Source organism: Foetidibacter luteolus, assembly GCF_009650435.1.
In the GTDB taxonomy this organism is placed as follows: Bacteria; Bacteroidota; Bacteroidia; order Chitinophagales; family Chitinophagaceae; genus Foetidibacter; species Foetidibacter luteolus.
In genome coordinates this window covers 167,411-192,481 of sequence record NZ_VVIP01000035.1, presented here as the reverse complement: position 1 = coordinate 192,481, position 25,071 = coordinate 167,411, and the positions used below count along the sequence as shown (strand labels likewise).

Here is a 25,071-nt window from a genome sequence, read left to right as displayed (position 1 = left end):
AGCGGCAGCAATTAGCTCAAGGCATTTTTCTCCATAAGCTGTGACAGTTTGAATATACGCTTTTTTGCAGCCCCTGGTTGCTTAAAATCGGCGGTTGTTTCAATTGTATTGTTGAAAGTTTAATATAACCCGGCAGGGATTTTTGAAAAGTTCAACAGGGCTTAACTTAAGGTGTTTTTTTGGGGCGCCCCCGGGAGACGGTTGCCGGTTGCTGGTTGCTGGTTGCAGGTTACCAGTCTGTTGACGGGTAAATGGCAAATGAAATTTTGTGCTGATGAAATGCAGAGGGGATATATAATGTAGGATTAGCGCAAAATTTTACTATGTTCCGGAGGAACATGTTGTGGGTAGAATAGCCATCTCCGTGCTGTTATGTTCCAGGGGAACATTTTGTGCCCATCACCCGCAGAAAAGCACAAAGCGTTCCCCTGGAAGGCATGGGGGTATCCTGCAATGTTCTACACACAAAGTGTTCTGCGGAACGCTTATTGTTCAATAAGATTATCTTACCCAATCTTATACTCAATTAAATTGCTGCAAGCTGTCTTGAAATTTTGAGGATGTGGAAAGGCAGGTTCCGCAAGCCACTACAGCCGCTAACATTGAACCTTGAACAAAAGAACATTGAACCGGCAACTCTATCCTGCGGGAAAAGCCGCATAGCGAATCCAACAGTACAAGAGTGCGACGCAACGGCAGCCTCATGCTTGTTCCTTCTGCCGGGCCCATAAAAAATACCCGGCAAGAATTGCCGCAGAGCGCAGATTTATACTAATTTCCTTTCATGATCCGCTCCCTGTTACCCGCATTAAAATCCATGCCCTTTGTAAGGCTTACCGTTGCGCTTTCCGCAGGCATTTTGCTGCAATGGTACGCCAGCCTGCAGTTGGCTACCTGCCTTATATTTCTCGTGTGCAGTATTGTGCCGGCGCTGTTGAATGCCATTCTCAACCGCGGCAGCTACAGCCTCCGCTGGCTGCACGGTGTGTGCATACTGCTGGTGATAACAGCAACGGGCGCCAGCCTTGCTTATTTTGCCAATGCACGCAACAAGAGCGATTGGCTTGGCAAACATTATACCACCGGCCAACCACTGCTGGTAACGATACAGGAGCCATTGGTAACAAAACCAAATTCATACAAAGCGGTTGCAAGGGTAAACGCAGTTTGGAAGAACAATCACTGGCTACCCGTAACCGGCAGTGTGCTGCTCTACTTTAAGAAAGACAGCAATGCCGCGGCGCTGGGTTATGGTTCTGCTTTTATTATTCAAAAACCATTGCAGCCGGTAACCAATTCCGGCAACCCCGGCGGCTTTGACTATGCACGGTATTGCTTATTCCAGGGTATTGGTTACCAGGCATACCTTACCGGTAAGGATTACCTGCCGGTTAAGGGTTATTATGGCAATTGGTTTAAGCGGTTTTTGTTTACGCTAAGGTCTAATGTTATTGGCATATTACGGCAATACATTCCGGGCAAAAAGGAACAAGCGGTAGCTGAAGCGTTGCTGATTGGCTATCGTGATGACCTTGACCGGGAACTGGTACAGGCTTACAGCAATACCGGCGTTGTGCATATCATCGCCATCAGCGGCCTGCACCTGGGCATGATATACGGCCTGCTTAAAATGCTGCTGGCCCGTTTTAGCAGGAAGCGCTGGCAGCGGCTGTTGCGGCCGATTATTATTTTGCTGGTGTTGTGGATGTTTACGTTGCTGGCAGGCGCCGCACCATCTATACTGCGTTCTGCGGTCATGTTCAGTTTTATTGTACTTGCCAGGAACCTGGGCAGGCATACCAATATGTACAACACGCTGGCGGCATCGGCTTTTTGCCTGCTGGTACTCAACCCCTTTATGCTGTGGGATGTTGGTTTTCAACTTTCGTATACAGCCGTGCTGAGTATTGTACTGTTCAGCCGGCCGCTGTACAATTTGCTGTATGTAAAAAATAAAGCTTTGGATAAGCTATGGCAGCTTAACGCCATGACGTTCGGGGCACAGATACTAACACTGCCGGTGGTGTTATACCATTTTCACCAGTTTCCGCTACTGTTTTTTATTACCAACCTGTTGATGGTGCCTTTATCGGGCCTGGTACTCTACGCCGAGCTTGTTTTGTTGCTGGCGGCGATACTGCCGGTGGCGGCTAAGTTTACCGGCATGGTTACCGGCGCCGGTGTATGGCTGATGAATACCATTGTAAAGCATACCGACAGGCTGCCCTTCGCCGTTTGGGACAAGCTGCAGGTTTCAATGGTGCAGGTGTTGTTACTGTTTACCGTTATTGCGGCCTTTGCGGTATGGCTGATGCTGAAAGCAAAAAAGGCTTTATCGCTGGCCCTGTTGCTGCTTGCTGCTTTTTTGGGCTTGCGGGCTTACGATTTTTTTATGAAACAGCGGCAGGAAAAACTGGTAGTATACAATGTGCCGCGCTATACGGCCGTTGATATTATCCAGGGCCGGAACGGCAGTTTTTTGGGAGACAGCGTGCTGTTAAAAGATGGTTTTCTGCAAAACTTTCATTTAAAACCTTCCAGGATTTTACACAGGATAACAGTTGAAAAAACCTGGCCACCGCAACCGGCTATTATTAAAGCAGGCAGTAAGTCTGTTTTGCTTATTAACGCCCCTTTGGCCGCTGATAGCGCCGGCGACAAGATAAAAGTGGATGTGGTAGTGCTGGCTGGCAACCCCAGGTTGTACATCAGCCACCTGGCAGCGGCAGTAGAATTTGAGCAACTGGTTTTTGACAGCAGCAACCCGCTGTGGAAAATAGAAAAATGGAAAAAAGATTGCCAGAACCTACATTTGCGCTTCCATTCGGTGCCGCAGCAGGGGGCTTTTGTTATGAACCTTCGGTAAAACACTTGCCACGCCGCGTTTCCAGGGGTTAATCAACCGGTTTCGGCGCCGTAATTTCAAATCCTCCATCATGCAAAAAAAGATACAAAGCGCTCTTATTTCAGTTTTTTACAAAGACGGCCTTGAACCAATAGTACGGGAACTACAACGCCTGGATATTACCATTTATACCACCGGCGGCACCCAAAAGTTTATAGAAGACCTGGGCATACCCTGCGTGGCGGTGGAAAGCCTTACCAGCTACCCTTCTATATTAGGAGGCCGTGTAAAAACACTGCACCCCTCTGTTTTCGGAGGCATACTGGGCAGGCGGGATGTGGAGCAGGATGTACAGGAAATGAAACAGTACAACATACCGGAAATTGACCTGGTGATTGTTGACCTGTACCCTTTTGAAGAAACCCTGGCTACCACCAGCGAAGAAAAAGCCATCATTGAAAAAATAGATATAGGCGGCCCCTCCATGATAAGGGCTGCTGCCAAAAATTTTAAAGACCTTGTTGTTATAGCCGCCAAAAGCGAATATGCTTCGCTGACAGAGCTGCTGAAAGCCCAAAACGGCGAAACCACCATTGAACAGCGCAAAGCTTATGCGGCAAAGGCTTTTGAAACCGTAGCGCATTACGATGTAGTAATTGCACAATACTTTAACCCGGCCAATGCGCTGTATTTTCTTGAGTCGGTTACCAACCCCAAAGCGCTGCGTTATGGCGAAAACCCCCACCAGTCAGGCGTATTCTATGGCGACCTTGATAAACTTTTTACGCAGCTAAATGGCAAAGAACTTTCTTATAATAACCTGGTGGATGTAGATGCGGCTGTGCAACTTATCAATGATTTTGAAGCGCCTGCCGCTGCCGGAGGTAACTACACTTTCGCGGTGATAAAACACACCAACGTTTGCGGCATAGCTGCAAGACCTACGGTTAAGGAGTGCTGGGATGCAGGCCTTGCCGGCGACCCTGAAAGCGCTTTTGGCGGTGTACTCATCAGCAATGGCGCTATTGACAAAGCAACCGCTGAAGCCATTAACGAAATTTTCTTTGAAGTGCTGATAGCCCCCTCATTTGATGAAGATGCGTTGGCTGTATTAAAGTCGAAAAAGAACAGGATACTGCTGCAGTTGAAGCAATCGCCGGCGCCGGCAGAACAATACAAATCCCTGTTAAACGGTGTACTGGTACAGGAAAACGATAAAGGCAATTATACTGAATGGAAAGAAACCGGCGGCAGGGAAACATCTGCTTCAGAAAAAGAAAACCTGGCATTCGCCAATATTGTTTGCAAGCATTTAAAAAGCAATGCCATTGCATTGGTTAAAGATTTACAGTTGGTGGGCAAAGGCTGCGGACAAACCAGCCGCATTGACTCCCTGCGCCAATCCATTGAAAAAGCCAAACAATTTAATGTTGACCTGCATGGCGCCGTGCTGGCCAGCGATGCGTTTTTTCCGTTTGATGACTGCGTAAAAATGGCGCATGCGGAAGGTATAGAAGCATTTATACAGCCCGGCGGCTCCATACGCGATAAAGACAGCATTGCTTATTGTGTTGAAAATAATTTGGCCATGGTAATTACCGGTCAAAGGCATTTCAGGCATTAAATAGTAAGCCTGGAACAAATAGCATGATATTAAACCATCGACCCTTTATGAAATCGTACGTGGCACTTGTATTGCTGCTGTTATCCTGCAATCAAAAAACAGAAAAAAAAGCCCATCCTTACTTTGAGGGGGTGGTTGAGTTTAAAATGGAAGTTGCCGGAGAGAATGGAGATACTGCAATGCTAAAAGAAATTTTTGGCACTGCGGCCAAAGCCTTTATCAAAGGCAAGGATGTATGCAGGATTTATTATAATGATAAGGGAATTATTGTTAGCCGGGAGCTACAAAAAACCGATTCACTTAAGAGGTATATGTGGCGGGCTGATTCTGATACTGTTTATGTAAATGATTTATCCAAATCAGTATCCTTTAAAGCCGTAAGCATAAAGAATACTGCCGGGAAAGTTATACTCGGTAAAACATGCAAGGGAGTTGAAATGTATTCGGAATATTATGCTTCTTATGACAGCGAACCGGAATACAATACAGCAGTTTATTATTTTGACAGCACTCAAAAATTATCGCCAGGCATTTATGAAGGTGTAAAATATGGTTCTGTTGAAGAATTATTTAGCAGATACCCTTACCTGACCCTGGGATACATTACAACATTTTTTGGCGGTAAGTACAGGCTTTCAATGACTGCCACCAAAATAATCCCTACACCAATGGATGATACATATTTTCAAGTGCCAAAGAACAAAACGCTAATTGCTTCCTTCTGATAAAAATATTGCAAAAGGTTATCTTGCCTTAACAGCTACCAGCGTTATATGGGGCACTACCTGGGTGGCCAATAAGTTTGCCGTGCAGCAGGTACCCGGGCTTCAGTTATCTTTTATGCGTCAATTTATCGCAGGTACATTGTTCCTGCTGTATTTTTTGCTGCGTAAACAAAAGCTGCCTACGCTTCCACAGTTCAGGTGGCTTGTTATGTTATCCCTGTTCATGTTTGTGTTTGCCAACGGCTTAAGCACCTGGAGCGTAAAGTTTGTTTCCAGCGGCCTGGGTGCCCTTATCGGCGCATTATACCCCCTATGCGTGGTAATTATAGAGATGCTCTTCCTCAAAAAAAACAGCAACACACCGTTAACCTTTATTGGTTTAATTATAGGTATTGCCGGGGTATTGTTTGTGTTTTATGAAAATGCCTTTCACCAGCAGCCGCCGGGTTATGGTTTTGGCATAGCCATCGGACTAATCGCCATGCTTTCATGGAGCATCGGCACCATATTCGTAGCCCGCAATAAGTACGATGTGGACCCTTACTATGCGCTTGGCTGGCAAATGTTTTTCGGCTCTTTTTTTACTTATGGTTTCAGCCGCGTTATAGGCATCGAGCCTGTGCCGTTTCATTTGGTTCCCAAAGAAACCTGGCTGGCATTACTATACCTTATCTGTATGGGCTCGCTGGTGGCATTTGTCGCCTTTGTTTATACGGTACGCAACCTGCCGCCGGCCCTGGCGTCCATCTATGCTTACATTAACCCATTGGTAGCCATGCTGGCCGGCGCATGGTTGTTAAGCGAGCCGCTAACCTTTAACCTGGTTATTGGCGCTTTTATTACCCTTACCGGTGTGTACCTGGTAAACTACAGTTTAAAAAAGAAAGCCGCATAAAAATATTGGGGCGCCTGCCGAAGGCACCGGGCTTTTCGCTATTACTCCGGCACAAAAGCCCCGCTGCGTTGGCTTCACCGGGGTAACCGCTTCAATCCCTGGCGCAAAGTGTAACAACGTAATTCCTCCGCAAGGCTTTTACCTCAGCAAGAGATTTTTTTTATTTTTAGAATGTGCATTATAAAATTATCTTATGACCAAAGGGCTAAATGTGAATAGCACTGGATGAAATCCGGGGTTAGCATTGTAGGATAGAGCTCCAACCCAATCAGGGTTGAACAAAGCAATCGCACATTTTTCTCCTATTTGCTGTATATATGTGTGGCAAGGAGATACGCATAAGATTAAATTATGCAGAGATTCATTAACTTGATGAAAAAAGACGTAAACATATACTTTAACAGTAAAGGAGTTTTATAGCCACTATTATTAAAAAATTTTGAACCCATTACATTGTCAAACAATCATAACCGTACACAAAGCCATCTTTCATTAGCTACTTTACAGGATGATATTAATAAAGCAATACCAGTGCTGTTTGAGATAGCAAAAAATCTGACATGGAACAATATCTCAGAAAACCATAAATTCATTTTGACAGAGATTAAAGACAGCAGTGAAAATTTTCATGAACAACGAAAGAGGAGCAAGATAGAAAACGATAAAAAAATCCCTATGTCTCTTAAAGAGCTTATGCCAACGCTACTTAAGCTTTATCCTGATTTTTACGACATCAACCTGCATATTTACAAAGCGACAAAAGGAATGACTATAGTTGATTTTCGCTACTATCCAAAGTCATCGCTTGACAAAGCTTACAGGGAAAAAGTTTTAAACAACCCGCCAATGCTCCATTGCAAAGTTGCCATGCCTTCCGGTTTGCCTGGAAAAAAGAAATTTGACATAAATTGGGAACATTACGAAGGACACAACAGGCTGAAGCTTTTCTGGCTAAAGCTGAAAGCAAGAATACAACCAGCATGATGTTACTAAACATTTAATCAAAATAGAAAATGGCAACCTACTCATTACCTCATTTCGGACCAGTTGATTTTACAAATCTTGAAGAATATTACGATATCACTATTGATTTTAATGGACAGGAAATTGAACTTGACCTGAACTTTGAAAACAAGACTATTGAGGTAAAACGGTTGGATACTGTGAGAACCTTCTTAGAAAAAATCCCCGGGTTTGACAGAAATAATAAAAAATACATTGAAGAGGATTATGGAGACGATGATTGCGACACAGTTAAATTATATGTGCAACATCATTTAGAAGAAATCGACAAAGCTGAATTGACTGATCTTATAGACTTTGATAACAAAGCCATTAGTTTGGAAGAACAATTAATGAAAGCATTGCGGCTCGTCAGGATTGGTCTGTACCCTGACAGTGAAGACCAGTTTGCAATTTTTGATTATTCAATCGGCAGAGATTTGACGAACTACCTGGTTGTACTTTTTACAGATGAAAAAGGAAAATTAGATTACATGACTATGGAGAGCTGAACCCCCGAAAACCTAACCCAAAAGCGTTCGCAATAGAAGATAGACGGTACTGGCAGAATGCCCCGCAAACAAAGAAGTAAACTTTATATGAAAATGCAGAAAAAATCCTTTACAAACGTGTATAAATCTTTCATTGCATTGACCATTCTCTTCATTCTAACACTTTTTGCGGGCCAAGAAGCTATAGCACAGGAAAAGAGCCAAATGGTTAGATTGGCAAAGATTAAAATTGACCCCTTACAACTGGAAAAATATAACGCTGCTTTAAAGGAGCAAATGGCAACTGCTGTACGTGTTGAACCGGGTGTGCTGACTTATTATGCCGTTGCAAACAAAAGCGATGCTTCCAGCATCACTATCCTTGAAATATATGCTGATACAGCCGCATATAACCTTCACATTACCACGCCGCATTTTAAGAAATACAAAGACGCGGTAAAGGATATGGTTAAATCCCTTGAGCTTATTGATGTTAACCTGGTTGGTTCAGCTAAAAAGCCCGGCATGTAATTAAGCCCTGCCCTTTACGCCGCACTTTAGATTTACAAAAACCAGCTAAGATATTTTGCGGGGCATGAGTCCTCATGCTCAAGTTAGAGACCTGATGCATACAACCTCAAAGTCCGGAGACTTTGCAGAGCAGCGCTGCAGTGTCTGCCACCGATAGGTGCCAGACACGTTACCCGGCAAGAGATCTGTTAACTATCAGCGGCATTCCCCAACCTGTGCGGTCAGCCAACGGGTACAGCATTGAACAATGTTTACCAATTCTTCCGTTTTATACTACAAAGCCCCATCTGGGGCGATAGGTTAGCAGGAAAAGGAAAGCAGATAGTCACACGTTAAATTGAGATTTACTAACTTAGGGTACAAATGCCAGTAAGTATGTTGTATCAACAAGTAAGCATTGACGCCGAAGTGATGAGTGGAACTCCTGTTTTTGCCGGAACAAGGGTACCTGTTCAAACGCTTTTTGATTATATAGAAGGTGGCGATGACTTGAATGAATTTTTAGATGATTTTCCTTCTGTATCAAAACAAGCGGCTGTGGCTGTTTTAGAAATGGCTAAACATACCCTTACGACTGAAAAAGTGCTGCATGAAAATTTTGCTTGACGAAAGCCTGCCAAGAAAACTAAAAGATGATTTTGGTACCCTGCATGAAGTTTGGTCTGTGCGTGATAAAGGATGGCTGGGGCAAAAGAACGGGGCCTTGCTGAAGCTAATGATTAGAGATGGTTTCGACCTTTTTGTAACTGTTGACCGTAACTTGCCTTATCAGCAAAACATGGAAAAATTGCCTCTTACAATTGTAGTGTTTATAGCAGCGGATAACCGTCGTGAAACTTTAAGTGCACTTGTTCCTAAATTATTTGAAAAACTTACGCAAGGCAATCTTCAAAATGTAGTGGAGATTTCGTAACTGTCAACCTCATTACTGGTCTATTCTGTTCACGGTTACCCAAAGGCTACCTGTATTAAAAAATCCTTCATATCCCCGGTACCTGCCGCCCCTTCCTCCTGTTCTACCCGGGCTGAAAAGCCGCCCAATGATACAGACGATGAACGTAGTGCGACGCAACGATGCCTCCCACAAAGGACCGGACCCCTGCCACCAAAAAATCATTGTATCAAAACTGTACAAAAACTGTATTAAAAGCGTACAGCTTTGCGGGCATATAAAACACAACTCGTTGTTTTTCAGTAATTAAATATCTTGGCATGTATTTATCAAACAAAATGCTACAATTATGTACAGTATGATTGAACTACGGAATATTTCCAAAACGGTGAACATTGGCGGTGTAAAGACTTTTATCCTCAACAGCGTAAACCTTTCTGTTGATGAAGGCGAATTCATTTCCATCATGGGGCCGTCCGGCTCTGGCAAGTCAACACTGTTGAACATCATCGGCATGCTGGACGATCCTTCTGAAGGCTACCACTATTTTATGGGTGAGGCGGTGCATAACCTTAAAGAAAAACAGCGTTCGCAACTGTATAAACAATACATCGGTTTTGTTTTTCAGGCCTACCACCTGATAGATGAACTGACCGTTTATGAAAACATTGAAACGCCTTTAATCTATAAAAACATCAAATCATCTGAACGTAAAGCCATTGTGGCCGATACGCTGGACAGGTTTAACATAGTGGGCAAGAAAGACCTTTTTCCCACACAGCTTTCCGGCGGGCAGCAACAATTGGTAGGCATTGCCCGTGCATTGGTGGCCAAGCCCCGTTTACTGCTGGCAGATGAGCCTACCGGCAACCTTAACTCTAAACAGGGCGAAGAAATAATGGAGCTTTTTAAAAAGCTGAACGAAGAAGACAATGTTACCATAATACAGGTTACGCACTCAGAAAAAAATGCGGAATACGGCAAGCGGGTTATTAACCTTCTGGATGGAAGGATTGCGTAGCCGGCTGGCAGCCGTAGAACTGTGCTGTTTATTAAAAATTACTATGATGAATGCAGTTAGAAAAACAGGATTAATTACGTTGTGCGTACTGGCAATAGGCAGCGCTTTTGCCCAGCCTAAAAAAATGACGCTGAAAGAATGCATTGAGCTGGCTATTAAAAACAACCTGGATGTGCAAACCCGCGGCCTGCAGGCGCAAACCGCCAAGGCCAACCTGTTGCAGGCCAGGGGTAATATGCTGCCTGATTTAAATGCAGGCGTTAACCACGGCGCCCAACAGGGCCGCAGCATTAACCCTTATACCAACACCTACAGCGATGCCAACCTTAATTATGCCAACTACAGCTTAACCAGTAACGTTACCTTGTTCAACGGCTTTTCTATACAGAACAATATAAAAGCCAACAAATTTGCTTATGAAGCCGCCGGCATGGAAGAGCAGCAGCAAAAAGACAATGTTACCCTTAATGTAATACTGGCTTACCTGCAGGTACTAACCAATGAAGACCTGGTTGACCTTTCGCAAAGGCAGGCGGTGGTTTCGGGCCAGCAGGTTGACAGGCTGGAAATTTTGAACAAAGAAGGTGCCGTTAGCCCTTTAAGCGACCTTTATGACTTACGTGGACAGTTAGCCAACGACCGCCTTAGTGTGGTAAACAACAACAACTCCCTGGAAACCGCCAGGCTTACCCTGGCCCAGTTGCTTAACATCAACTATTCCAAAGAACTTGATGTAGAACGCCTTACACTTGACCAGATAAGCTTTGATTACGACAGCAATACCACTACCATTTATCAAACGGCCGAGAAGAACCTTGCCCTTATCAAGGCTGTTGACCTGCGGTCTCTAAGCGCTAAGTACAATGTAAAAGCCAATAAAGGCCTGCAGTACCCATCGCTGGTACTAAGTGGAGGCCTGTTCACCAATTACTCCAGCGCGGCTACTACACAGGAGCTGGTAAGCGTTACAGACAGGCAAAGCGATTCTTATGTAAACGACAATGGTACCAAGCTATTTGTGTTTAACCCCGAAGCGCAGTACCAAAGCCATCAAATAGCTTACGGCAGCCAGTTTAAGAACAACAAAAGCACCTCTTTCGGTTTGGGCCTAAGCATACCACTGCTTAACGCCTTCAGGGTACGTTCGCAAATAGCTACTGCCAAAATCCAGGAAAAACTGGCAACCGTTAATGCTACTGCCACCCGCACCCAGTTGCAGCGCAGTGTAGAGCAGGCTTATGTAAACCTTTCTGCCGCCACCAAACGCTACCAGGCATTATCTGAACAGGTAGAAGCTTATAAAGAATCTTTCCGTATTGCCGAGGTAAGGTTTAATGCCGGCGCTATCAACTCCGTAGATTACCTGGTGGCCAAAAACCGTATGGATCAGGCCAATGTTAACCTTATTGTTGCCCGTTACGATTATGTGCTGCGCACCAAAGTGCTGGATTTTTACCAGGGCAGGCCTTTATGGTAATATAAATTTATACCATCCTATAAAGTAAGAGAGGTGATACGCGGTTAATGCTTCCGGTATCACCTCTCTTATTTATTCCTGGCCAGGTTCTGGCCCTTTAAATCTTTACATCTTCTATAGTTTTATGCAGCCTGCTGCGTTCGGCGGCAAAAGCCATCAGGTGGCTTTCTACAGATACATCAATGCTGGATGACAGTGAATCCGGCTGCTTATGGCCCACCGCCTGCACCCAATCTTTCATTAAACGGTGGTCGCCGCCGCCATGCGCATCGGTTTTCATGCTCCACATGGTTTTTTTGCCCGTCTTAAAATCGGTATGGGTAAAGGTTTCCATGTCGCCGCTAATGTCTCCCATAGAGCCCATTATCCTCGTCCTGCGGCCTTCGTAAGAGGTAAATGCTTCCATAGAAAAAGCCGCGGTTATATCATTGGCAAACTGAATATTTACGGTAAGATGGTCTGGTTGATCGTTACCCATCCTGTACACACAGCGGCCATAATTGGTTGTTTCCAGGGAATGTATAATGGCATCATCCCATTCATCTTTATCTTCCGGCAGGTCAAACACATACAGCCTCTTCTTATCCCGGTGATAAATCTGCAGTGCGGAGTACGGGCATTCTTTCTCCACCGCGCAACCGCCTGTACAGCGTTCTGTGCTGCCTTCCGGTGCGTTGGCGGGGTTAAACCATTTTAAACTGCCAAAACATTGTATGTGTTGGGTAGGCTGGTTAATCAGCCAGCGCAGTATATCCGTATCATGGCAGGATTTTGCCAGTATAATAGGCGCTGTTTGTTTGCTGTTGTGCCAGTTGCCACGCACATAAGAGTGGCTCATATGCACATGCTCAATCGGTTCCAGGTGCTGTACGCTCACCACTTCTCCCACAGCCTTCGCCTGCATCAACTCCTTTAGCTGCCTAAAGTAAGGTGCATAGCGCAACACATGGCACACGCCAATAATATTACCCTTTTCCTTTGCCTTTGTAAGTATAGCCCTGCATTCCTCCTCAGTAGGGGCAATAGGTTTTTCCAGCAATATATCGTACCCCATATCCAGCGCCTGCAGGCAGGGTTCTGTATGCAAATCGTCTGGTGTGGATATAATTACGGCGTCGGCAAACTTTTTTACTTTAAAAACATCTTCCCAGCTTTTAAAGCGGTTGGCCGTTTCAATATTGTGTATCGTAGAAAACCGTTCGTTACGTGTATCGTTAGGTTCCGCCACGCCAATAATATCCAGCTCATCCGGGTGCAGTACAGAGTAGCCGCCATAAACATTACCCCGGTTGCCGGCGCCCAGTACAATAGCTGTTACGGGCTTATCCAGCGGCTTGTGCAGAGGGTTGTAATACACATCATGTTTAATACCAAACATGGCGGCCACCTCCTTCCAGTCAAACAAAAAAGACCCGGTTGCTAAGCTCAAAAAACGCAGCGCATTCCTGCGGGAGATCAGGTAACGTAACGACATATCAATTGGTTTCGTTAACAAAAAAGGGGCGGTGCAGAAAGGATTACAAGCACTTTAAGCAATGACTTTGCCAAAGAAGGCATCCCGCAGGATTTTTTCTTTACAACTAAGTTATAACATAATGCAGGCAATGAAAAGGCTTGTTTACAAAAACTGTTAAACTTTTCACGATAGGACGGCAACTACCATTACGGTGGCGTATGTAATGATTTCAGGGCGCCCCCGCCAAAATACAGGGCGGGCCGGGCTTTCCGCTGCTACTCCGGCACAAGGCCCTGCTGCGATGGCTTCACCGGGGTATCCGCTGCAATCCCTGGCGCAGTGGTGACGCAGCGTAATAAACATACAGCCGTTAAGGTGCTGCCGGTTGCCCCGAATAAACCTAAATCAACTCCAACTGGTAAGTAGTGGTAAACTCATGCACATCGCCGGGTTGGGAAACAATCAACCCAATGCCGTTGTTAAAGGCATCCGGCACACTGCTGAGGTTTTCAACAGCAATGCTGGTTCTTTCCGGTGGTGTGTACACCTGCAGGTAGGGGTAAGAAGAGGAGGCGTATATGCTTAAGCGCAAGCCTTGCTGCACATCTTGCAATATGCAGGATGCAGCGCTGTGATCTTTCAATACAAAACAGTTGTCGAGAAAAGTATCTTTAAAGTCCACCATGTTTTCAAACCGGTTGTCTGGCAACGTATTGCCGGATGGCAGCAGCCGCTCATCAAACTCTACCATGGTATTGGTATTAAACTGTACCTGCAAATCGTTAACGCTTTTACCCAACTTAAAATAGGGGTGCCACCCATCTGACAAAGGCATGTTACTATCGCTCTCGTTGATAACACGGGTAGTTAGTGTAAGGCGGTTGCCGGTTTCAAGTGTAAACATTACTTCGGCGGTATAGCTGAAGGGGAAGCCCTGCTCTTTGTTGCTGTAGCTGCTGGTTAGCACAACAAAGGCTTTATCCTTGTCCGCACCCTGCTCTTTTACAGCGTATTCAGCATCAAACAGCAGCCCGTGTATGGCCTCGCTGCCCAGGTTGAATTTTTTTACGCTGTATTCTTCCCCTTCAAACTGGTATTGCGCTTTTTCCAGCCTGCAAACAAAGGGGCTTAGTTTGGCGCTTTTAAAACCATGGGTAATATTGGCTTTGGCATCTGCCGGGGAGGCAAACCCATCAATAACATTGGTTGTACTATTTCCGTTTGTAATGGTAAACGCGTTAAGCAAGGCGCCGAAGGAATAGATTTCGGCTGTACACAAACCATCCTTACTGGCCAGGGTTATTACTTTGCTGCTATCTGTTTCCTCTATGCTTACTTTAAATGCCATGTGTTTTTCTTTAACTGATAAAGTAAATAAATTATCGGGTTGTTTAGTTTATCAAACGTTTGCCAAAAATGCTCTATCCCGTCAAATGGCAAATATCATAAAAGAAAAGTGATGAAGACAGAAAGTTATAAGGCCAAAGAGATATAAAAGCTGTGAAGTAATGACGTCTGTAAATGTATGTCCTGCATTGGCCTTCTGCAGCAACGCCAAAATAAAACCTGCAGGCAAGATACAGCAGGCTTGCACTATCGGGTGAGGGATTGCAGCGGTTACCCCGCTGAAGCCATCGCAGCATAGCCTTTGTGGCGGAGTAATAGCACAACCGAGTTAAAAGCAACTAAATGTTGCTTTTGGCAAAGGTTGCGAACGTAGTTCTGCCCGGCCCCTTGCGCAGCTTGGGGGCACCACCCCCAAAAGCAAGTACGAACGGTGATGTACGAAGTACCTACTTATCTACTATGTTTAATGTGGGATGTACGAAATAAACTTTACTTGAGAAAAAGTACCTGGTACTTTGTAGCCCATACTTTGAATTACGCACCTTGTGGATAAAACCCTGCCGTCCCAAGCAGTAAGCTTGTTATTTTTACCGCGCAAACAAACGTGAAGAAGGATATGAAACCAACACAGGCAACATTAGACAAATTAGAAGACATCCTTGGAGAATCATCTTACGTGGTGCGCTACGAGCGGGGTACTTTCCAGAGCGGGTGGTGCCTGCTGGAGGCCAAAAAGATTGTGGTGCTTAACAAATTCCTGGACACCGAGGGGCGGGTAAATACCCTGCTTGAACTAATCCCTCAATTAAACATTGAATTTGACAAACTTACCCATAGCTCTCAAAAACTATATGAAGATGTAATGAAAAGGGCTCTTACGGCACAAGCCGATAACCCGTAGCCGGTTACTTCTTTTGAGCGCTGCCGCAGGCGGCGTTTTTTCTTTTGCATGGCAGGCTTTATTTTTGAAAAGTGCAAGCATCTTCTTTATCCATAACTTTTCTTGGCACGGGCACCAGCAGCGGCGTACCCATGATTGCATGTAGCTGCGAGGTATGCACATCGGTAAACCCTAAAGATAAAAGGTTACGCTCCAGCATTTTGGTGGAATCTGCGGCTACCAGTTTTGTTATTGATACCACGCCGGATTTTCGCCAGCAAATGTTGCGCATTAACAATACCCGGCTGGATGCGGTGCTGTTTACCCACCCGCATAAAGACCATATCGCTGGTCTTGACGATGTTAGGGCCTATAACTTTTTCCAGCAACGGGCAATGGATGTGTATGCGAACTCTTTAACAGAAGAAGCTTTAAAAAGAGAATTTGCTTACGCATTTGCGGATAAACGTTATCCCGGCGTTCCTGAATTGAACCTGGTTACCATAGACGAATCGCCATTTGATATTGGGGATATTACTGTAATCCCGATAAGGGTATGGCACCATAAAATGCCGGTGTACGGTTTCAGGATAAAAGATTTTACCTACATTACAGATGCCAACAGGATTGACCCGGCGGATAAGGAAAAAATAAAAGATTCTAAAATAATTGTGCTGAATGCCTTGCGCAGGGCGCCGCATATTTCTCATTTTACTTTAAGCGAAGCGGTGGCGCTGGTGGAAGAGTTAGAAATTCCCGAAGCTTATTTTACGCATATAAGCCACCAGTTGGGCAGGCACGATAACGTGAACCAGGAATTACCGCCTTATATACGGCTGGCGCATGATGGTTTGCAGTTAACTGTTTAAAGTTTGTTTGATAAAATCCGTACCATGAAAGATAGCTGGAAAGATTATTTTGCTTTTAGCAAAAAAGAAAAAATCGCCGTTATTGTTTTATTGCTGGCAGTAGGTTTGTTTATAGTGCTGCCCTTTTTATTTCCCGCCAAAACCCCGGAAATTACCGTTGAAGCGCTTACAGAAAGCAAGCTGCCGAATATTACAACAGCCGCTGCCGACACTTTAGCTGAAGAGCATGTTACTGCCGTTGCTTTTCAGCCGGAACAAACGGAAAAACCACCCACAGAACTGTTTTATTTTAATCCCAATACATTGGATGAAGCAGGCTGGAAAAAATTAGGCCTGAAGGAAAAAAACATACGGACAATTCTCAATTACCGCTCTAAAGGAGGCCGCTTCCGCAAACCGGAAGACCTGCGTAAAATTTATGGCTTGCCGGCAGATCTGGCGGATAAGCTGGTTCCTTACGTAAGATTGGAGGAGACCCCATCAAAAAAAGCAGAAGAGCTACCAGTTGCCGCTACTGCGAAAGCGGATACCGTACAAAAAGTTAGTAAGGCTTCCACTATTGTCATTAAGCCTGTCCGCATTAACTCAGCAACTGCAGAAGAGTGGAAGGAACTGCCGGGTATTGGCGATGTGCTGGGTAACCGCATTGTAAAATTCAGGACTAAAATAGGGGGCTTTACCAGTGTTGACCAGGTTGGCAAAACCTATGGCCTGGCAGATTCTGTTTTCCAGAAAATAAAACCTTACCTCGTGCTGGAATAACCTATTTATAAACCCGTACATAATCCACCAAAAAACTTTGTGGCAAATTGCTGTCATCAATCGTGCCTGCCCATGTGCCACCCAGGGCAAGGTTTAACATCAGGTAAAATGGCCTTTTAAAAGGGTTGCCGCTTTTAACGCCTGCATTGCCTGTTTTAAAAGTGTGATACAGGATATCGTCAAAGAATATCCTTATGTCATTTCTGTTCCATTCAAGCGCATAGGTATGAAAATCGTCGTAAGGCTTTTTTACTTGTATTTTTCCACCGCTGGAAGAATGGTTAATACCATCCTCTTTGGCATAGTGGATGGTGCCATACACATGGGATGAATCATTGCCTACAAACTCCATAATATCAATTTCGCCGCATATTGGCCAACCGTACTGCGGCCGGTTAATGCCCATCATCCAGATGGCCGGCCATACGCCTAAACCCCTTGGCAGTTTTGCCCTTACCTCAATCCTTCCATATTTCCACCAGGCCTTACCCTCCGATACAATACATGCGGATGTGTACTGCGCTGTTGAATCTGCCGTTTTCCAATCGCCGGAGCCAGGCTGGTAAAACGCGTTGGCATAAGCTTCTTTTATTGCCTTTATCTCCAGCACCCCGTCATGCACAAACGCATTTTCTTTTCTGGCAATGGTATAATATTGTTTTTCCTTATTGCGTATAAAGCCATGCTCATATCCCCATTTGTTGCTGTCCGGCAATCCCGTGTAGTTAAACTCCTCGCTCCATACCAGTTTTTTCTTCTGCGCTGTTGCGGCCGTTGCAAGCAGTAAAAGCGCCACTATGGCAAAAGTGTTTTTCATCGGCTGAAATTAAACTAACCGGCCAACTTACAGTAAATAAAACTAACTTGCTAAGCTCAAAATGCTTACCATGAAAGATCTGTTCTCTGCGCAGGCGGAACAATACGCCATCTTCCGGCCGCAATACCCGGCTATGATGTACCAGCAATTATACCAGCATTTAAAGAATTTTGACCGGGCCTGGGACTGTGCTACAGGCAACGGGCAGGTAGCCGCGGTGCTGGCACAAAAGTTTAAGGAAGTGCAGGCTACAGATATCAGCGATAAGCAGCTAACGCAGGCCATGCAAAAAGAAAACATCGTATACCAGAAAGCCGCTGCAGAAGATCATCTTTTCCCCGATAACTTTTTCGACCTGGTTACCGTGGCCCAGGGCATTCACTGGTTCCGGTTCAATGATTTTTATAACGAAGCTAAACGTGTATTAAAGCCCGATGGCATCATAGCTGTAATCGGCTACGGGCTTATAAGGGTTAATGAAGCAGTAAACGCAATGATAGACGATTTCTATAAAAACAAGGTAGGCCCTTATTGGGATAAGGAGAGAAAGTATGTTGATGAAGAGTACAAAACCATCCCTTTCCCTTTTACACAATTGCCTTGCCCTAAGTTGTCCATTCAATACAACTGGAACCTGGAGCACCTGCTGGGATACATTAATACATGGTCTTCTGTGCAGCATTACAGTAAGGCTAATAATCAGTCGCCGCTTGATAAAGATTTCATGATAGCCATTCACCGTGCCTGGCCGCACAATGCCGTGCTGCCGGTTGAGTTTCCGTTATTCCTGCGAATTGGTAAACTTAGTTAAGCTGGTAAATGGCCGTGTTAAGTACAGTAGCAAAAGCTACCCATAAAAAATAAGGAACCAGTAACCATGCGGCCGTTTTAGACAGGTGCCTGAAAACATTTATAGTAACGGCAATGCCAAGCAGTAAAGCAACAATATCCACCAGTGCCCAGCCCGGCTGGTGCAGCGAAAAGAAAATAAAACTCCAAGAAAAATTAAGCGCCAGTTGCACAAAGAAAATAATTAACGCGTTGTTCCTGGCGGGTGTGGGTGGTTTTTTCCATACCAGGTAAAGCGATATACCCATCAGTACGTAAAGCACCGTCCACACGGGCATGAATAATGAATTGGGCGGGTTAAATGCAGGTTTGTTTAAGCCTGCATACCATTCATCCACATTGGCGGCCGTAGCGATACCTGCCACAAAACCTACAGACAGTGTAATCAACAGAGAAAGTACAAGCTTCATGTAAACATATTTGCCAATAATAAGCAAGTTGTACGCCAAATACCATTTTGTAATTTCATGGCATGGAAACCTACAGCAAACAAGTTGATATAAGATGGAGCGACCTGGACCCCAATTTTCATTTACGCCATTCGGTTTATTACGATTGGGGCGCTTTTGTGCGTATCTCTTTTTTAAACGAGCACGGCCTTACGCCGCATGTTTTGTTGCAGCATTCTATCGGGCCTATACTTTTTAGGGAAGAATGCATTTTTAAAAGGGAGATACAGTTTACCGACCGTATTGATGTTAACCTGCAACTGCTGAAAAGCCGGCCGGACATGAGCCGCTGGACCATGCAGCATGAGGTATGGAAAAACGGTGATACTTTAAGCGCCATCATTACAATTGACGGCGCATGGATACACACAACAGCCCGCAAGTTAGCCACACCGCCGGCACTGGTAATGCAGGGTTTCGAAGCTATACCCAAAGCCCCGGATTTTCAATGGGCCTAACCAACAGCAACAATGCCTGTTATGTTACACGTTGTTTTGCAGGCATTTTTTATGGGCCCGGCTACAGGAACTACTATGAGGCTTTACTTGCGTCGCACTCTTGTACTTTCTGTTCGCTGCGCGGCAAGGTGCAACAGGCGGCAACTGTTCAATGTTCCTTTGTTCAAGGTTTAATGTTGGCGGCTTTTGCCTGCTTCGCAAGTAAGCGTTAGTAACGTGTACCGCAGGTAAGCCCTGCTTTCATTCCCCCTTTTTCTTCGTTCATTATTCCTTGTTCCTTGTTCAAAATTCCCTACCCGGGTCTGAAAAGCCGCCCAATGAACAGAACGATGAAAGGATTGCGACGCAACGATGATGCTACAAGGCTATGTCGCCGGTATCATAAAATCTTATAGTTTGCAGCTTAGGCGTTACAACGCCTTCACCAGTTTTTTGTGATAAACGCCCCCCTCTGTTACAATCTTCAGGTTATAAACAGCAGCCGGTAACCCGCTTAAAGCAAGGCGGTGCTGCAATGCTTTGGGCCTTGCTGTTTTTACCAGCCTGCCCTGCAGGTCGTAACAATATATTTCCCTGATGAGTTCACCGGCGGTTATCAATACATGGTTGCCGGCAGGATTAGGGGTAACACTGTACCATGCACCGTTGCTTATGCCCACCTGCTCTGTTTTGCTGTGGGAGAAACGGCCATCTTTATCCACCTGTTTTATGCGGTAGTAGTGGTTACCGTTTGCGGGGTTAACATGCGGCCAGCGGTAAGTTTTGTTTAATGCCAAACCGCTTTGCGCAGGTAGTGTTGCCAACTCACTAAACGTAATGCCATCTGTGCTATGCTCAATCCCGTAGTAGTCGCAGTTTACTTCGTTGGCAACAATCCATACCAGTTCAACTTCCTTACCTTTCAGCGAGGCTGTAAATGAAAGCCACTTTACAGGCAGGGTACCACTGGCCCAGGCCAGCGCAAACTCTCCCCATGTAGAGAATGCGATGGTGGAAGTAATAGTGCCCGTATCTACATTGGAGGGCAGCCCTCCAATATCCACCCAGTTGCCATTGCCATCATGCTTAACAATGCGCAGGTTTGTCGTGTCATGCATTACTTCATCTTCTGCGGTATAAGCCAATGTAATAGCGGCTGTTGATACGGTATCTGTTTTTGAAGGTTGAATATGCCAGTAACCGGTATTGATAATTTTACTTATGCCGGCGGGCAAATTATACGGTGGCGGCGCCTGCCCGATATAACGGGCTTTAAAAAGCTGGTCGTACACATAACGGCGGCGCTGTATATGCAGGGTTACGGGTTTAAAAGTGCTGGTACCATATCCTGAAGGGAACCGTGGATTATACGTTCCTGGCGTTTCCCTCAATTCGTATTGCAGGTAACCATCAATAAAGCTTTTGTTATTACCACCCTCTAACGTAATATCTCTCCAGCACCTTATTTCGTGGTTGCCTTTAACCTGTATAATACCATTCTTTAAATACAGGTACCAGTTTACAAAAAATGCGGAGTCAACTTGTACTGTGCCCGGTGCATCCATAACCAGGAAATTTGTGACGGCAGAGCCATTTACAGTTACCCCGTTACCGTTTTGAAAATACACCGAATCAAACATGCACTTTCCCTGGCAGTTTATGGTTTGCGGCACTGTACCGTTTACATAAAGGGGCGTTTGTATAGTATTATAGCCGCATGTAAGCCCGCCACGCAATAGCAGGGTTCCTGCCCCGGTTATACTGCCGTAAGAAGTCATTTCTATATCACCATCGGCTACAAGGTCATATCCTGCACCGTTAATTAAGGTAAAGTAAGTGGTAACTACCAGTTTGGCGCCGCTTTGCACCCATAGCTGGTCAAGCTTTAGCGCCGGGGTGTCAAGGGTAACGGTATGCCCGGTTTGTATAATAATGCTGTCTTCAAAATATTGCGGTATGGTTTGCGCCCTGGTAAACCTGCCGTCATCGCCTTTTACCTCCCAGGTGTTAGGCCGGTTAAATTTCCCGGTAATCCTTGAGCGGAAAACCCGTGGTTTAAAGCAGCTTATAAAAGCATCCCAGGAGCCCACATTATCCGGGTGCGGCCCGGAACGGAATTTAAAGGTAAGCGGGCCGTCAACGGAGTAATAATCATAATTCAGGATAGGGCCATAGGCTGCGGAAAATACCCCTATTGGCACGGCGTTGATGCCTGCCCCGCCATAAACAAATAGTGTGTCATTTGTGTCAAACCCAGAGCCATAGTAAGCCCTTATCTGGAAATCGCTGAAGTTAATCTTAAGCTTGTTGCCTGGTTCTGCGGGATAAATGGTTTTTACCCAGCGCTCATTTTGCCTGAAGGACGTATCCGCATAACCACCTGAAGCATAAAAATAGCTGTAGCAGGTGGTATCGTTGTTATTGTTGTTAAGCCTTATGGAACAGTCACGCACGTTAAACACAGTGGAAGTATTTTCGCACCCACCTCTGCCTGCCGTAACTTTTACCTGGTACCTGCCCATTCTTGCAGCAACATAAAAACTGTCTTTGGCGCCGGGTATTATTTTGCCATTCACCATCCACTGGTAATAGTAATTATCGTTTTGCGTTGCGGATAACCTTACAGTTTCGCCCACGCAAATAGAGTCTTTCGGCCCGCTTATTTTAATGGCAGGTTTGCCGGCATTGGGTGTAACGGTTACGCTGCTTACCGCCACATTGCCGCAATGGTCTTTTACAGTAAGGGTATAAGTAGTTGGCTGCAGGGGTTTGGCCAGGGGGTTGGCATCTTTACTGCTGGATAAAAAAGATGCCGGCGACCAGGTATAATCGTAATTGCCGCCACTTATAGCAGTGCCGCCTACCTGAGACAGGTAACCGACCACTCCTTTAACCGTTATTTTACCCGTTAAAGTGTCCATAACCCGCAGGTCTTCTCCCAGCGTTTGATTGGAAAAATAATAGGTAGTTAAGTATAGTTTGCCAGTTAACGGGTCAAAACCGCCATCCAGCCAGTAAACAGGCGTGCCATAAACAGCTTCGGAAGAAATGCCGTAAAAATAACCGGTGTTCTTATCAAGCCTGGTAATTTTAGTACTGCTGGCAGAAAATCCAAAGAGTGTTCCATTGCTGTTAAACGCTATCCACGATATAGCATTATCCCTAACTACCGTGCCGGTGGTTGTAAGGCCCGTTAACAGGTCTACCTTGTACAAATGGTTGGCAGGGCCGCCACTGGTTACCGCGTACAATTGTTGCTCAGTCTCATTCCAGGCGAGCCCCGTCCACGAAATGCTGTTGGCCGGTATGCCCGGCCTGGGCGTAAGCTTGCCTATAAAAGTTTGCTGGCCGGTAACGGTATCCATGCGTACCAGGTTACCTGTACGGGATAGCAGGTAATAGCCCAGCGGCGTAAAATCGCCGGTATAAAAAGCCCGGTCTGAAATAGAGGGGGGCGTAACATCGCCCAGGCTATAGCTTCTCGGGTTTTCGATATCAAATTTCAGGATGCCGCCGCTTCTCAGTAAATCCACTCCATAGCCACGCCTGTTGCCTGCCAGCTTTACGCCGCCACGGGCAGATGGCATGCCACCCAAACGTACCGGTTCGCCGCCTGTGCAAATGGTTACCGGCTTGCCGGCATCTGCTACCAGGCTGTCAGCTTGCGGTATGCTTACGGTAAAAGGTATTGATGTGGCCGTGCAGCCGTTGGCATAAGTTGCCAAAACATCGTATATGCCGGCATTGCTGGCTACCAGCCTGTTGCGGCCGCTGTCGTTCGGGGTGCCGTTAAAACGCCATTGGTAGGTAGCTGCTGAGGGGTTAAGTACCCTTAACTCCACAGTGCCGTTTTTGCAAAGTATGGTGCTGCCTGCCGCTTCTGCCTCTACAGTGCAGTAAAGCCCGCTTTGTGCTGCCTGCACCGCTTTGTAAGCATTTATCCGGCCATAGCCCAGTTCTTCGTTCCAGGGGCCTGCGGAATAACCGGGCGTCATGGCGAATGGATAATTGGGTATTTTATCGCAACTTGTTTCCATTACAACCCTGGCCTGCGCCATGGTAAGGGCGGGGTTGGCTGATAAAATGAGCGCCATAACCCCGGCCGCGTTGGGACAGGCGGAAGAGGTACCGCCAAATACTTCATAATAGTCGCCATCTGTGCCGGAGGATTTATTGTACCCCCCTTCGCCGGAAATATCCGTAGTGGGTATTAATACGCAGGGGGCAACCACATCCAGCCCGGCGCCGTAGTTGGCGCCCCAGTTATATTGTCCGTCGCAACTGTAAAAAGATTTACGCTGCTCGCACATATTAACACCGCCAACCGCTATTACCTGCGGGTTGCTGGAGGGGTAATCAATGCCGCTGTTATTATTGCCGGTAGCAAACAGCAATACCGTTCCTTTGCCGCCACGGCCCTGCTTTGCCGCACGGTCTATCGCACCATTTACGGCGCCGGAGAGCATACCCAGCGTCCATGAATTGCTGATTACTGCCGCATCATTTTGCCAGGCATAATCCAGGCCTGCCGCAATAGAAAAATCGCTGGCAAAGTTTGCGTTCTCGTCCGTCATGTTAATGGGGATTATCTTACAATTGGGGGCAATGCCTGCTACACCGATACCATTATTGGCAATAGCCCCAATAATACCCGCACAGGCAGTACCATGGGCCCCCACTATATCCCTTGGCCGCCCATCGCCGGGGTTGGATGTAAGTGTGGTGCAGTCAAAACCCTGCAGCAGGTTGGGCTTTAAATCCGCATGGCCGGTATCTACACCGGTATCCAAAACGGCAACCTTAATATCGCTGCTGCCGGTAGTAACCAGCCAGGCACTGTCAATGTTCATGTCTGCATCCTTTACACATTCCCATTGCTCAATACAATTGTTTTTGTGCGGCCACTGAAACCGGTAAAGGGGATCGTTTGGCGCTTCGGAAAAAGGTTTGTGTGTCCTGAAATCGGGTTCGGCATATTCAAACAATCCTGATTCATAAAACAGGTTAGCCATTTTAAGGGCATCGTACCCATTGGCTTCTCCCGCTGCCAGCAGGTAAATGCCCGGGGCGAAAGGATACTTGCTTTTAAGCAGGCAGTTGTACCTGGCCAGCAAACCCTGCAATTGCATTATGGTGGCGCCGGGTTTAAGGGCTACAATAAAATCTTCTCCGTAAGTAACTTTTTTACCGGAAAGACCGGCCAGTGCAGGCCTGGCATAAGCCACCACTTTTTTATCCAGGCCAGCTATGGTTTTTTCCACAGATGTTTTAGAAACACGGCCACCTGTATGTACAAAGGCCTCTTTGCCACCGGCCAGTAGTTGAACTGAGTCTGCCGTTACACCAAATGCCCTTGCTGTGGTTGCCTTGGGCTGGCCCTGGTTTTTCAGGCCTACAACTATAAGGCTGTAAGTTTGCTGCAAAGGCATTTTTTTACCCTGGTAGTAATAAAAAAGGGTATCTGTTTGCGCGGTAGCCTGCATTATACACAGACTGGCAAGCAAAAGGAGGGTCCATTGTTTCTTCATACTGGCATTTGTTTTGGCTATTGGCCGGTTAGCAATGATAAAAATTATTTGTACGCCCTGTAAACATTTACTTGTGTTGAAACCATTCTGAATAATGATACCAACAGTGGTATTTCATGGCTTCTTCGTTGCGTCGCAATCCGTTCATCGTTCTGTTCTTTGGGCGGCTTTTCA

General features: G+C 45.8%; 21 protein-coding genes. 16 read left to right on the top strand and 5 right to left on the bottom strand.

Going from position 1 to position 25,071, the window contains the following annotated elements; genetic code table 11:
- The first annotated feature begins 784 nt into the window (after nt 1-784).
- The 11 genes from F0364_RS10220 to F0364_RS10170 all read left to right on the top strand — a co-directional run bounded on the left by F0364_RS10220 (nt 785) and on the right by F0364_RS10170 (nt 11,503).
- The gene (locus tag F0364_RS10220) at nt 785-2,866 is read left to right on the top strand and encodes a ComEC/Rec2 family competence protein (RefSeq protein ID WP_153797677.1); all 2,082 of its coding nucleotides are present in this window, start codon (nt 785-787) and stop codon (nt 2,864-2,866) included.
- A 70-nt stretch (nt 2,867-2,936) separates the two neighbouring features.
- On the top strand, nt 2,937-4,469 hold the full coding sequence (gene purH / locus F0364_RS10215) for a bifunctional phosphoribosylaminoimidazolecarboxamide formyltransferase/IMP cyclohydrolase (protein ID WP_153797676.1): 1,533 nt from the start codon (nt 2,937-2,939) through the stop codon (nt 4,467-4,469).
- 47 nt (nt 4,470-4,516) lie between these two features.
- Entirely contained in the window at nt 4,517-5,194 is a 678-nt protein-coding gene (locus F0364_RS10210) for a hypothetical protein (protein ID WP_153797675.1), read from the top strand.
- The gene (locus F0364_RS10205) at nt 5,181-6,089 is read left to right on the top strand and encodes a DMT family transporter (RefSeq protein WP_153797674.1); all 909 of its coding nucleotides are present in this window, start codon (nt 5,181-5,183) and stop codon (nt 6,087-6,089) included. The genes F0364_RS10210 and F0364_RS10205 overlap by 14 nt, the downstream gene beginning before the upstream one ends.
- 453 nt (nt 6,090-6,542) lie before the next feature.
- Nucleotides 6,543-7,073, top strand: a complete 531-nt coding sequence (locus tag F0364_RS10200; RefSeq protein WP_153797673.1) for a hypothetical protein — start codon at nt 6,543-6,545, stop codon at nt 7,071-7,073.
- A 29-nt stretch (nt 7,074-7,102) separates the two neighbouring features.
- Complete coding sequence (locus tag F0364_RS10195; RefSeq protein WP_153797672.1) at nt 7,103-7,603, top strand: DUF2004 domain-containing protein; 501 nt, start codon at nt 7,103-7,105, stop codon at nt 7,601-7,603.
- A 93-nt stretch (nt 7,604-7,696) separates the two neighbouring features.
- A complete protein-coding gene (locus F0364_RS10190) occupies nt 7,697-8,113 on the top strand; it encodes a putative quinol monooxygenase (protein WP_153797671.1) in 417 nt (138 codons plus the stop codon).
- A gap of 363 nt (nt 8,114-8,476) precedes the next feature.
- On the top strand, nt 8,477-8,719 hold the full coding sequence (locus F0364_RS10185) for a DUF433 domain-containing protein (protein ID WP_207632601.1): 243 nt from the start codon (nt 8,477-8,479) through the stop codon (nt 8,717-8,719).
- A complete protein-coding gene (locus F0364_RS10180) occupies nt 8,703-9,026 on the top strand; it encodes a DUF5615 family PIN-like protein (protein WP_153797670.1) in 324 nt (107 codons plus the stop codon). Before F0364_RS10185 ends, F0364_RS10180 begins: the two co-directional genes overlap by 17 nt.
- 337 nt (nt 9,027-9,363) lie before the next feature.
- The gene (locus F0364_RS10175) at nt 9,364-10,026 is read left to right on the top strand and encodes an ABC transporter ATP-binding protein (RefSeq protein ID WP_153797669.1); all 663 of its coding nucleotides are present in this window, start codon (nt 9,364-9,366) and stop codon (nt 10,024-10,026) included.
- Nucleotides 10,027-10,069: 43 nt separating this feature from the next.
- On the top strand, nt 10,070-11,503 hold the full coding sequence (locus F0364_RS10170; protein ID WP_207632600.1) for a TolC family protein: 1,434 nt from the start codon (nt 10,070-10,072) through the stop codon (nt 11,501-11,503).
- 97 nt (nt 11,504-11,600) lie between these two features.
- On the opposite strand, the gene F0364_RS10165 is transcribed toward F0364_RS10170, so the two are convergent.
- Complete coding sequence (locus tag F0364_RS10165; RefSeq protein WP_207632599.1) at nt 11,601-12,977, bottom strand: Gfo/Idh/MocA family protein; 1,377 nt, start codon at nt 12,975-12,977, stop codon at nt 11,601-11,603.
- Nucleotides 12,978-13,359: 382 nt separating this feature from the next.
- Nucleotides 13,360-14,307 (bottom strand): aldose 1-epimerase, encoded by a 948-nt coding sequence (locus tag F0364_RS10160; RefSeq protein ID WP_153797667.1) that lies wholly within the window; start codon nt 14,305-14,307, stop codon nt 13,360-13,362.
- Nucleotides 14,308-14,922: 615 nt separating this feature from the next.
- On the opposite strand from F0364_RS10160, the gene F0364_RS10155 reads away from it, so the two are divergent.
- From F0364_RS10155 to F0364_RS10145, 3 genes are all read left to right on the top strand, one after another.
- Nucleotides 14,923-15,207 carry a hypothetical protein gene (locus tag F0364_RS10155; protein ID WP_153797666.1) on the top strand — a complete coding sequence of 95 codons (285 nt, stop codon included), beginning with the start codon at nt 14,923-14,925 and terminating at the stop codon, nt 15,205-15,207.
- A gap of 71 nt (nt 15,208-15,278) precedes the next feature.
- Nucleotides 15,279-16,055, top strand: coding sequence for an MBL fold metallo-hydrolase (locus tag F0364_RS10150; protein WP_235921046.1), 777 nt, complete (start codon nt 15,279-15,281; stop codon nt 16,053-16,055).
- A gap of 24 nt (nt 16,056-16,079) precedes the next feature.
- The gene (locus F0364_RS10145) at nt 16,080-16,817 is read left to right on the top strand and encodes a ComEA family DNA-binding protein (RefSeq protein WP_153797665.1); all 738 of its coding nucleotides are present in this window, start codon (nt 16,080-16,082) and stop codon (nt 16,815-16,817) included.
- A gap of 1 nt (nt 16,818) precedes the next feature.
- Here F0364_RS10145 and F0364_RS10140 read toward each other — a convergent pair whose 3' ends face one another.
- On the bottom strand, nt 16,819-17,634 hold the full coding sequence (locus F0364_RS10140; protein ID WP_153797664.1) for a glycoside hydrolase family 16 protein: 816 nt from the start codon (nt 17,632-17,634) through the stop codon (nt 16,819-16,821).
- A 70-nt stretch (nt 17,635-17,704) separates the two neighbouring features.
- On the opposite strand from F0364_RS10140, the gene F0364_RS10135 reads away from it, so the two are divergent.
- Nucleotides 17,705-18,445, top strand: a complete 741-nt coding sequence (locus F0364_RS10135) for a class I SAM-dependent methyltransferase (protein ID WP_153797663.1) — start codon at nt 17,705-17,707, stop codon at nt 18,443-18,445.
- Here F0364_RS10135 and F0364_RS10130 read toward each other — a convergent pair.
- On the bottom strand, nt 18,438-18,893 hold the full coding sequence (locus tag F0364_RS10130) for a TspO/MBR family protein (RefSeq protein WP_153797662.1): 456 nt from the start codon (nt 18,891-18,893) through the stop codon (nt 18,438-18,440). The two genes, F0364_RS10135 and F0364_RS10130, sit on opposite strands and share 8 nt — an antisense overlap.
- 62 nt (nt 18,894-18,955) lie before the next feature.
- Between F0364_RS10130 and F0364_RS10125 the strand changes: the two genes are divergently transcribed.
- A complete protein-coding gene (locus F0364_RS10125) occupies nt 18,956-19,390 on the top strand; it encodes an acyl-CoA thioesterase (RefSeq protein WP_153797661.1) in 435 nt (144 codons plus the stop codon).
- Between the two features lie 410 nt (nt 19,391-19,800).
- Here F0364_RS10125 and F0364_RS10120 read toward each other — a convergent pair whose 3' ends face one another.
- Nucleotides 19,801-24,897, bottom strand: a complete 5,097-nt coding sequence (locus tag F0364_RS10120) for a S8 family serine peptidase (protein ID WP_153797660.1) — start codon at nt 24,895-24,897, stop codon at nt 19,801-19,803.
- Nucleotides 24,898-25,071 lie beyond the last annotated feature (174 nt).

Excerpts from the sequence above, each read along its gene's own strand:
- F0364_RS10165 (WP_207632599.1), bottom strand. The coding sequence starts at position 12,977 with ATGTCGTTACGTTACCTGATCTCCCGCAGGAATGCGCTGCGTTTTTTG.
- F0364_RS10180 (WP_153797670.1), top strand. The coding sequence starts at position 8,703 with ATGAAAATTTTGCTTGACGAAAGCCTGCCAAGAAAACTAAAAGATGAT.
- F0364_RS10190 (WP_153797671.1), top strand. The coding sequence starts at position 7,697 with ATGCAGAAAAAATCCTTTACAAACGTGTATAAATCTTTCATTGCATTG.
- F0364_RS10120 (WP_153797660.1), bottom strand. The coding sequence starts at position 24,897 with ATGAAGAAACAATGGACCCTCCTTTTGCTTGCCAGTCTGTGTATAATG.
- F0364_RS10140 (WP_153797664.1), bottom strand. The coding sequence starts at position 17,634 with ATGAAAAACACTTTTGCCATAGTGGCGCTTTTACTGCTTGCAACGGCC.
- F0364_RS10145 (WP_153797665.1), top strand. The coding sequence starts at position 16,080 with ATGAAAGATAGCTGGAAAGATTATTTTGCTTTTAGCAAAAAAGAAAAA.
- F0364_RS10220 (WP_153797677.1), top strand. The coding sequence starts at position 785 with ATGATCCGCTCCCTGTTACCCGCATTAAAATCCATGCCCTTTGTAAGG.
- F0364_RS10125 (WP_153797661.1), top strand. The coding sequence starts at position 18,956 with ATGGAAACCTACAGCAAACAAGTTGATATAAGATGGAGCGACCTGGAC.
- F0364_RS10135 (WP_153797663.1), top strand. The coding sequence starts at position 17,705 with ATGAAAGATCTGTTCTCTGCGCAGGCGGAACAATACGCCATCTTCCGG.
- F0364_RS10160 (WP_153797667.1), bottom strand. The coding sequence starts at position 14,307 with ATGGCATTTAAAGTAAGCATAGAGGAAACAGATAGCAGCAAAGTAATA.
- F0364_RS10175 (WP_153797669.1), top strand. The coding sequence starts at position 9,364 with ATGATTGAACTACGGAATATTTCCAAAACGGTGAACATTGGCGGTGTA.
- purH (WP_153797676.1), top strand. The coding sequence starts at position 2,937 with ATGCAAAAAAAGATACAAAGCGCTCTTATTTCAGTTTTTTACAAAGAC.
- F0364_RS10130 (WP_153797662.1), bottom strand. The coding sequence starts at position 18,893 with ATGAAGCTTGTACTTTCTCTGTTGATTACACTGTCTGTAGGTTTTGTG.
- F0364_RS10210 (WP_153797675.1), top strand. The coding sequence starts at position 4,517 with ATGAAATCGTACGTGGCACTTGTATTGCTGCTGTTATCCTGCAATCAA.
- F0364_RS10155 (WP_153797666.1), top strand. The coding sequence starts at position 14,923 with ATGAAACCAACACAGGCAACATTAGACAAATTAGAAGACATCCTTGGA.
- F0364_RS10195 (WP_153797672.1), top strand. The coding sequence starts at position 7,103 with ATGGCAACCTACTCATTACCTCATTTCGGACCAGTTGATTTTACAAAT.
- F0364_RS10185 (WP_207632601.1), top strand. The coding sequence starts at position 8,477 with ATGCCAGTAAGTATGTTGTATCAACAAGTAAGCATTGACGCCGAAGTG.
- F0364_RS10170 (WP_207632600.1), top strand. The coding sequence starts at position 10,070 with ATGATGAATGCAGTTAGAAAAACAGGATTAATTACGTTGTGCGTACTG.